This is a genomic window from Butyrivibrio sp. WCE2006 (assembly GCF_000701985.1).
Lineage (GTDB): Bacteria > Bacillota > Clostridia > Lachnospirales > Lachnospiraceae > Butyrivibrio.
Map to the genome: position 1 here is coordinate 262,906 of NZ_JNKH01000003.1, position 9,168 is coordinate 272,073.

General features: G+C 40.0%; 7 protein-coding genes and 1 pseudogene. 6 read left to right on the forward strand and 2 right to left on the reverse strand.

Annotated elements, in window-relative coordinates:
- Positions 1-114 precede the first annotated feature (114 nt).
- The 6 genes from T501_RS04220 to T501_RS04245 all read left to right on the forward strand — a co-directional run bounded on the left by T501_RS04220 (position 115) and on the right by T501_RS04245 (position 7,352).
- The gene (locus T501_RS04220) at positions 115-1,704 is read left to right on the forward strand and encodes a helicase HerA-like domain-containing protein (protein ID WP_044913445.1); all 1,590 of its coding nucleotides are present in this window, start codon (positions 115-117) and stop codon (positions 1,702-1,704) included.
- A 117-nt stretch (positions 1,705-1,821) separates the two neighbouring features.
- Positions 1,822-3,789, forward strand: a complete 1,968-nt coding sequence (locus T501_RS04225; RefSeq protein ID WP_044913446.1) for a hypothetical protein — start codon at positions 1,822-1,824, stop codon at positions 3,787-3,789.
- A 67-nt stretch (positions 3,790-3,856) separates the two neighbouring features.
- The gene (locus T501_RS04230) at positions 3,857-4,918 is read left to right on the forward strand and encodes a glycosyltransferase (protein WP_044913448.1); all 1,062 of its coding nucleotides are present in this window, start codon (positions 3,857-3,859) and stop codon (positions 4,916-4,918) included.
- Positions 4,919-4,930: 12 nt separating this feature from the next.
- Positions 4,931-5,449 (forward strand): hypothetical protein, encoded by a 519-nt coding sequence (locus T501_RS19985; RefSeq protein WP_050008126.1) that lies wholly within the window; start codon positions 4,931-4,933, stop codon positions 5,447-5,449.
- A gap of 136 nt (positions 5,450-5,585) precedes the next feature.
- Positions 5,586-7,070 (forward strand): methyl-accepting chemotaxis protein, encoded by a 1,485-nt coding sequence (locus T501_RS04240; RefSeq protein ID WP_044913451.1) that lies wholly within the window; start codon positions 5,586-5,588, stop codon positions 7,068-7,070.
- Between the two features lie 30 nt (positions 7,071-7,100).
- Positions 7,101-7,352 carry a hypothetical protein gene (locus tag T501_RS04245; RefSeq protein WP_026511560.1) on the forward strand — a complete coding sequence of 84 codons (252 nt, stop codon included), beginning with the start codon at positions 7,101-7,103 and terminating at the stop codon, positions 7,350-7,352.
- A gap of 71 nt (positions 7,353-7,423) precedes the next feature.
- Here T501_RS04245 and T501_RS19990 read toward each other — a convergent pair whose 3' ends face one another.
- The gene (locus tag T501_RS19990; protein ID WP_050008127.1) at positions 7,424-8,464 is read right to left on the reverse strand and encodes a CPBP family intramembrane glutamic endopeptidase; all 1,041 of its coding nucleotides are present in this window, start codon (positions 8,462-8,464) and stop codon (positions 7,424-7,426) included.
- 570 nt (positions 8,465-9,034) lie between these two features.
- Positions 9,035-9,168, reverse strand: a pseudogene (locus T501_RS22480) (UPF0236 family transposase-like protein); the annotation flags it as partial.

Sequence of the window (9,168 nt, forward strand, 5' to 3'; positions counted from 1 at the left end):
AGGTGTGAACAGTAATGCTGATATGGGAGACTGCTGCTTGTTGTTTTGTGGACGATTTAACGTTAAAATAGAAGTGACGTTTACTTGAAATTTCTTATGACAGGAGGACGTAAAATGGTTAAAGACGGTAAGGTATTTGTCGCAAGAACAGATAGTGGGGATGAAATATATCTTCTGCCCAAAATGGCGAACAGGCATGGACTTATTGCGGGAGCAACAGGCTCCGGTAAGACTGTAACCCTGAAGGTTCTTGCGGAATCCTTTTCTGATATGGGAGTTCCGGTATTTCTGGCCGATGTAAAGGGTGACCTTGCCGGAATGATACAGGAAGGTTCAGGAATGGAGGAGAGGATAGAGCGGCTTTCTCTCCGGGATGCCGGATTTGAGTATAATAAGTACCCGGTGACATTCTGGGATTTGTTTGGTGAAAAGGGAATTCAGCTTCGTACAACGGTTACGGAGATGGGGCCGATTCTACTTTCACGTATTCTTGGACTTAACGAGTTGCAGAGTGATATTCTCACGATTGCGTTTAAGATTGCGGATGATAACGGCCTGCCGCTCTATGATACAAAGGATTTAAAGGCTCTGCTTAATGAGCTTTCTGAAAATAATAAAGATTATGCAGCGGATTATGGTAAAATGAGCCCGGTGTCCATCAGCGCTATTCTAAGGAGCGTTGTTGCGCTTGAAACTCAGGGGGCTGAAACTTTCTTTGGTGAGCCTGCACTTAATCTTACTGACTGGTTAGTGACTGATACCAGAGGCAAGGGAATGATAAATATCCTTGATTCCGAGAGCCTTATAAATAATGGAGTTTTATATTCCACATTCCTTTTGTGGATGCTCTCAGAGCTGTTCGAGACTCTGCCTGAGGTTGGGGATATGGAGAAGCCTAAGATGGTATTCTTTTTTGATGAAGCGCATCTTCTTTTTAAGGATACTTCGAAAGCACTTCTGAATAAGATAGAGCAGGTTGTAAAGCTTATTCGTTCTAAAGGTGTCGGTGTATATTTTGTAACTCAGAATCCAAGAGATATTCCTGATGGAGTTTTGGCACAGCTTGGCAATAAGATTCAGCACGCCCTTCATGCGTACACTCCAGCGGATCAGAAGGCAGTTAAGGCTGCAGCTGAATCGTTTCGTGAGAATCCGGAATTCAAGACCTTTGATGCTATAATGGAGCTTGGAACAGGTGAGGCAGTAGTGTCATTACTTGATGAAAACGGAACACCTGAAATTGTTAAGAGAGCATTTGTGCTTCCCCCAATGAGTAAGATTGGCGGTATAGATGATAATCTCAGAGACAGTACTATAAAGGGAAGTCTTTTGTACAGCAGATATGCCAATGCGATAGACTCAGACTCAGCTTATGAGATCTTAAAGAGAAAGGGTGCCATGTTAGCTGAAGAGGCGGAGAGAGAAAAGGCAAGAGCTGAGGAAGAAAAAGCCAAAGCATTGGAAGAAAAGGCAAGACAGAAGGAGCTTACAGCTGCTGAAAAAATCAAGGAAAGAGAGAGACAAAAGGCTGAAAACGCAAAGAAGAGAGCGGCTAAATCCGTAGCCACCACACTCAGCGGAACTGTAGGCAGAGAAATGGGTAAAGCTGCCGGACAGGGCTTTGGAAAATTTGGCAAAACACTGGGTGGAAACCTTGGTGCAAGCCTTGGAAGAGGCCTCATTGGTACTCTTTTTAAACTGTGAGAACTTAGATAGGTACTTTTGAGCCTGGTTCGAACAGTTGTTACGCTGAATTTATGAAGCGTAACAACCTCTGTATAATTTGCGAGGTTATATAAATATATTATCAGGAGACTATAAATGTGGTTTTTAATACCAATTTCGTTTTTTATTACTGCGGCACTTTTGGCAGTCAAATTCAAGGAAAGCATTTGTGATACCATCGCGATCGCAGGTGCGATCCAGTTACTTACTTTATATGTACTGGCTATGTTCAGGGGACTTAAACTGGTATATCTGACCTCTGCATTTACGATAGTAATTTTTGCAGTACTCATACTGGCAGATTTTCTTTATAAAAAGACAAGTCCTGAAAAAAGGAAAATAGTATATATAAACAGAAATAGAAGAATATTATCAAGAAGTCTTCGGGCTGTAACAAAGCCCGAAGTTTTCGTTTTTGTACTGATACTTGCGGCTATAACATATCTTACAAGAAATCAGATTTTTACCTGGTGGGATGATATAAATTTCTGGTCCAGTGATGCAAAGCAGCTTTTTTATCTGAATGGTTTTCCCGGAAAATATGGGAATGTATCTCCTGAATTCGGGGATTATCCTCCTGTAACATCTCTTTTCAAATGGGTATTTTTACAGATAAGTGCCTCGAAGTACAGAGAAAGCCTTCAGTTTGCAGGGTATTATGCCTTAAATGCAGTTTTCCTTATGCCGCTTGTAAAACCGGTCAAGGGATGGATGGCAGCTCCTGCCACAATTCTGGTTATGCTGGTACCCGGGATTGTGAACGGAATTATTTTCTATGGGACTCCTGCTGATATCACAATGGGAATAGTGTACGGGGCGCTTTTATATGCAATCTGGGACAGGGAAGGTCACAGGGATATTTTTTATTTTGGCCGCATAGCCCTTTATACATCGGTGATTCTACTCACTAAATCTGTTGGTATTGAGTGGGCAATTTTTGCTCTCTTTTTCTATTTTGAAGTAAATAATATCAGAAATATCGGAATGCTGTTAAAGGCAGCTGCTTTTTCCGGTGTATTCTATGGAAGCTGGCTCATATTCTGCCTCATAAACAGAAGAGTTGCAAAGGCAACGGGACTTGGTATAAAGATGGTGGGAGGTGCTTATGCGGTACCTGCCAATGCCCTTGAAAAAGCAAAATATTTCCTGCTTGGCATGTGGACTATGTCCATGCATGCAGATCATAACTTTACTTTTGACCTGTCGATAGGGGCTATGATAATAATCATTTTTGTGGCACTTTTCATAGTCATAAAAAACAGGATGATAGATGAAGAGCTATCCAGGGGGATGGTGCGCTTTTTTGTTATCTCATGTATTTTTACATATGCTATAATCTTTATTGCCCATATTTCATTGTTCCAGGCAGAGGATCAGTATCTTGACGCATTTGCCATGACTAATTCTGCGTCCAGGTATGGAGCACCGTTTACATTAGGAAGCATATATCTTCTTCTGGGAATAATTCTTGACCGGGCAGGTATACAGATTGCAGATAGGGGAAACTTATTTGCAGCTAAGTACAGGAAAGAAATCATTTATATAATGGCTGCGGCATTTATTCTCCTGACAACAGACTATGTGGGAAGTTATAACTGCCTTTGGGGATATAAAAATAAGCTTAGTGAAAATGAAGCTTATAATGCGGCAATGCTTGATGATGGCGGGCACCGTTTCATGGAAAGCGTTTATGGACACAGGAATCTGTGGGGACACAGGGTACTGAATCTTAGAAGCGGAAATGTGAATCACTGGGTGCATGATGCTTATATCAGCAAAGCGGTTTCACCTGTGCCTGCAGTTTATGATACACTTACCGGAGCTGAAGATGCAGCTGCCATTAAGGACATGATAAAAAGGAGCCACGCGGAATATGTTTTCACTGAATCTCTGGCTGAAAATGATCCTGCTCAGGGGAGCGATAACATAAGTGAAAATGATGAAAATGCGATAAGATCATCATTTAATGAGCTTACTGCGGATGGAGAGTTTGAGTTTTGGAAAATCTATAAGGTAGAAGAAAAAGACGGTGACATAACTCTTTCGTCTGTATATTTGTATTAAATCTGATAGAAAGAATCAATGTCTTATAACATTCGCTTATGCAGGCGAATATAAGCATTTATGAGAAATGAATAACTATACAATACCAATAATTATTCCGGCTTACGAGCCTGATGAAAAGTTAATAACGCTTTTGGATGAGCTTAAAAATGCCGGACTTTTTCCTGTGATCGTTGTGGATGACGGATCTGATAAAAGCAGCTTTGGTCATTTATTTGAGGAAGCAAATGATAAGTATGGAGCTCTGGTGCTCAGACATGCGGTGAATATGGGGAAGGGCAGAGCATTGAAGGATGCATTTAATTACTGTCTTAACGAATATTCTGATATGATAGGCGTAATTACAGCAGATTCAGACGGGCAGCATACTATTACAGATATTAAAAGGATAAAGGCTGAGCTTCTTGAATTTAAGGATTCACTTATACTTGGATGCAGGAACTTTGATGAGAGTGGTATACCTGCAAGATCTGTTTTTGGCAATAAGGCTACCAACAAGGTTATGGGAGCTCTCGCCGGGGTAAAAGTAAGTGATACACAGACTGGTCTTCGGGCTATACCTGCAGAGTTTATGAAGTATCTTCTGAATGAAAAAGGAGAGCGCTTTGAATTTGAAACAAATATGCTCCTTGCCACAAAGACTCTTGGGATTCCTATAAGAGAGGTTGAGATTCAGACAATATATCTGGAAGAAAATAAGTCGAGTCATTTCAGACCAATCAGAGATTCAGCCATGATATATGCTATTTTTGTGAAATTCATTATATCATCACTGTCCGCAAGTGTGCTGGATATGCTGTTGTTTGCTCTTTTCTGCAGAATCCTGAAAAATGCAGGGCAGCTTCCGGTGGGATATATAATGCTTTCAACGGTAATGGCGAGAATCATATCTGCCATCTATAATTTTTCAATCAATTATAAGGTTGTTTTTAAGGGACATGGAAGCAGACTGGCAGCAGGACTTAAGTATGCGGCATTGGCAGTAGTGATAATGCTTCTTAGTGGATATGGTGTAACGTTTTTCCACGGCATGATACCTTCAGTGCCGGAAGTGGTAGTGAAGATACCTGTTGATTGCATATTGTTTTTGCTCAGCTTCTTTATACAAAGGGAAGTAGTTTATAAATAATGGAATGATAAAATGAAGAGAAGAAAAAGACCTAAATCCTTCAATATGGGAATGTTGGCACTGTTTTTTATATGTGCTGTTTATCTTGGGATTTATCCCCAGGTTTCTACTGAAGAAAAATCGGGATTAACATCAAGTTTTTCATCTGAAAGTACGAGCTATGAAAAGGCTGAGAATTCAGCACAGGTCATATCAAATGATGCTAAAGGTGATGAAGCAGATGCAGCAAAAGCAGCCATTGAAGCAATTGAAAGTAAGGCAAAAAGTGACTACAGCTTTCGGAGTGCTGATAAGCTTGAAGGTCATTACAAAAAGCATGGTATAGAGATGGGATTTTCATCTGAGACGGAATATCTTGAAGCTGCCAATGCGCTTATAAATAATCCCGATGCGCTTCATAAGACTGAAGCAGAAGATGGTGATGACATCTATTACCTTGAAAAAACGAATGAAATAGCCTTTGTATCTACCGACGGTTATATTCGGACTTACTTTATATGTTCCGGAAAAGCATACTATGATCGGCAATAAGATTATAAAGTAATTATAAAGTATTGAATTCTTTATTTAGTGAAATTTAAGAACTGTATTTCGTCTATTCTGATAAAATAATATATGTGTAAAAGTTTTGTAGCTATTGTCATATTATTTATGTCAGGAGGACAAAATGGATAGTAATCAATTTTCTCGTGCTAATCAGCGAGCGCTTACAGTTTGCCTCATTGTTGTGGCGACTTGTGCGCTCGCATTTATTTTTGAGGGAATAACGGATGGATTTTCAGCAGGGAGAATCATTGAAATCTGTGCCGTTGTTGCCAGTGTTGTGGTCATGTCCGCAGGATATTTTAAGTTTAAGGAAAACCGTATAGGATCAACAATGATCATGCTGGGGGCTACTGTAACATTTGTGATCATAATGCTGGTTGAAGTTCAGCTTTATTTTGTTATGTTTGGGCTTCCAATCCTGGTATGTGGAATCATTTTCATGAACAAACGCATTATTATCGGCGGAAGTGCAGTAATACTGATTATGTATGCGATATGTGCTCTGAGAGTTCTTTCAAGTAATGGCAGGAGTGGGACGGAAATCGCTCTTACAGGAATTGCTACTGTTCTTGTTATCCTGGCTGCATATTTTGCACAAAATCTTCTTAGTACCTTTAACGAGGAACATTTTGCAACGATTGAAGAACATACTCAGGTCCAGGAGGCTGCAAGCCATGACATGGGCAAAATCGCGCGAAGTATTTCAAAGCATTTTGATAAGGCACAGGGAAGCATAGAGGAACTTGAAAGCATAATAGAGAATACCAGTGCAGGTATGAAAGACATAGCAGCTTCCACAGAAAGCACAGCAAATGCAGTGACGGATGAAGCGCAGAAGGTTGCTGAGATCAGAGAGCAGACCCAGGTGGCTGATACTCAAAGACAGCAGATGATCGAGGCATCTCAGAGTACCAAAGAGACTGTTGCAGATGTTGCCAAGACCATTGAAGTTCTTCGTGATAAAGCAAGAGGAGTTCGATCAGCCAGTCAGATTACAGCTGAATCAACTAAGGCAGTTCTTGATAAGGTAGAAGAGGTTCAGAAAATTTTGGGATCCATTATGGCGATATCAAAACAGACTAATCTACTTGCCCTCAATGCTTCAATAGAGGCAGCAAGAGCAGGAGAAGCCGGAAAGGGATTTGCGGTTGTTGCGGATGATATAAGACATCTTTCTGAACAGACAAACAATGCTTCCAACGAGATAACCAAGATTATAGGCGAACTGACAGATGATGCGAACAAGGCGATGGAGAGCATAGATAATACAGTAGAGTCGGTAGAACTTCAGAACCAGGTTATCCGTGATACGGCAGCTTCCTTTGAGACTATAAATCATAATGTTGAAGACCTCATTGATAAGATAAATGATATCGGAAACAGCATGGAGCTGATTGATAATTCAACAAATGAGATCAATGATAATATCTCCAATCTTTCAGCTACAAGTCAGGAGGTTGCGGCATTATCAAATGACGGACTTAAAAACGCCAGGGATGCGGTAGATAAATTCGAGAGTTTCAGACATTCACTGGATGGAATATATAAGCAGGCCCAGCGTCTCAAGGAAATAAATTTTGATTCAGATGATTCTGACGATGAATAATCATCAATAGATATAAGGAGGTATTATTATATGAGAGTATTATTTGCAGCCGGACGTGTTCGTGAGGTCACAGACGTGGAAGTAGTTGGAATGGATGTCGGAGATGGACAGATCATTGGCACCCAGGTTAATTTCATTATGGCTAATGGAAACAAAGTAGAATATATCTACAGTCAGGCTGTTTCTATTGAAGAATCCGGACAGAGAGCAGTAGAATTTGTTCAGGAGCTTTATAAAAATGGATTTGCAGATTTCTCTCAGGAAGTTGTTGAGATGCTATAAATAAAATAATAGTGTATAAAAATACCACCGGACTGTAAAAGCCTGGTGGTGTTTTTGTCATAATTCTTATTTTATGCGAATACCATTATGAATGCGGTAAGAGCGATGCAGACAATAAACAGGATTATCATTCCCGGATTCAGAAGAGCATCCTTGCTGATATTTTCCTGTATCGGAGCAGACTCTGATGTTCTCAGAATATTCCCTTTTCTAACGAATCTTATCAGAAGAATCAATCCTACAAAAGCTACAATGTATTGTATAGAGCTGTAGATAATGTTTCCTGTAGTCACTTCACTGAGGTTTGGGTTTATCAGGATAGGAACGAAAGCCCCAAAAAAGTTGAAGGTTACATGCATTATTATTGTGTATATGAGCTTTCTGGTGTAAATATAAACATATCCGAGCATAATACCCAGGAAAAATGCATAGAAAAATTGGAATATATTAGTGTGGATAAGACCAAATATCAGTGCTGAAATAATAATGGCATTCCATTCTCCGTATCTTCTGCTGTAACCGATGACGGCATATCTGAAAAGAATTTCCTCAAAAATAGGAGCGAGTATAACACTTAGGAGAAGAACTGCCGGCAGCGGCATGTTTACAAGCATTTCGGACAAATAATCATCCATCGTAACACCGGAAAGTACAGAAAGTACCGAAGCAAGACCTGACCCGATCAGAGATCCGATTATTCCCATAGGAAACATAAACAGAATAAAACTTAATAATTCAGAGAGTTTCAGTGATCGCTGCATGGATTTCTCATAGGGGGTAGAAAACTTAAAACCGGTAAGAGCCGGTATATCTCTGAATCTCGGGGAATTTAGAACAAGTATCGTGCACGGAATAGCTATAAAATATCCTGCGAGCATTGTCAAAAGATTAGTCAGGGTGGCGTTATTTCTGAATTCAATAATTGCACTCTGCATGATCTGAGGATTTATGGCTATGCCTGATGCAAGAGCAGCCTGAGATGCTTTGAATGTTGCAAAAAATGCATAAATAAACATTCCTATGAACATGACGATAGTTGCCAGAATATTTGAAAAGACCAGATAAAATACAATTGAAAGGCCAAGGTGTGAAAATTTATTTTTGACTGACATGATAAAAAAATATCTCCTCTGTAAATTCGATGAATAATTATCTACGTGATTGTGATTATACGAAATTAAGTGATTTGTGTAAAGAAAGACGCCATGTAATGACTGCGTAAATTTACTGTAGGATTTAATAGGTTAAAGGAACCTTGATATGCTCAGCATTTGCTGGCATCTATAGATACGGAAATTCTTTATCCGCTTCAATTACGCTACCATTGAAAGATATGTATGTCAAGGACAAGCCAACGGTGCATCCATGCATCCTTGACATACATATCTATCAATGCACTTATGTTATCATGCGGATAAAGGATTCCCTTGGCTTTTCAAGCCGTTACAAAGTCCATATCCCACTATTAAAATACAACTGCTCCTTTGTCTGGAGACTCAGTTTATGATTCATGGCTTCATAGTATTTTCCAACGTTTCCATGTGTATTTTTCTCTGTGCGTATCATAGCTGTTGAAGACAGTATACCAGTGTATTCCTCCCCTACAGCTGGCATCATCTCATTCTGATATCTTACCAGTTCTAACATGTCACCGCCGTTTTTATAGTATGCCCTAAGTCGGCACATCTTATCTGCTCCAGTTTTACTCCAGCCTCTGGGGCGAGAACTCATCCGGTCAGAAAGGATATGACTAACATGTCCCTCAGCGCTGCATCCAATTACTGTGTCTTCTCTGCATACTCTTATGCGTGCAGCA

Bases quoted from the DNA above. Each gene is read 5' to 3' on its own strand.
- T501_RS04220 (WP_044913445.1), top strand. From the start codon at position 115: ATGGTTAAAGACGGTAAGGTATTTGTCGCAAGAACAGATAGTGGGGAT.
- T501_RS04245 (WP_026511560.1), top strand. From the start codon at position 7,101: ATGAGAGTATTATTTGCAGCCGGACGTGTTCGTGAGGTCACAGACGTG.
- T501_RS04225 (WP_044913446.1), top strand. From the start codon at position 1,822: ATGTGGTTTTTAATACCAATTTCGTTTTTTATTACTGCGGCACTTTTG.
- T501_RS19985 (WP_050008126.1), top strand. From the start codon at position 4,931: ATGAAGAGAAGAAAAAGACCTAAATCCTTCAATATGGGAATGTTGGCA.
- T501_RS04230 (WP_044913448.1), top strand. From the start codon at position 3,857: ATGAATAACTATACAATACCAATAATTATTCCGGCTTACGAGCCTGAT.
- T501_RS19990 (WP_050008127.1), bottom strand. From the start codon at position 8,464: ATGTCAGTCAAAAATAAATTTTCACACCTTGGCCTTTCAATTGTATTT.
- T501_RS04240 (WP_044913451.1), top strand. From the start codon at position 5,586: ATGGATAGTAATCAATTTTCTCGTGCTAATCAGCGAGCGCTTACAGTT.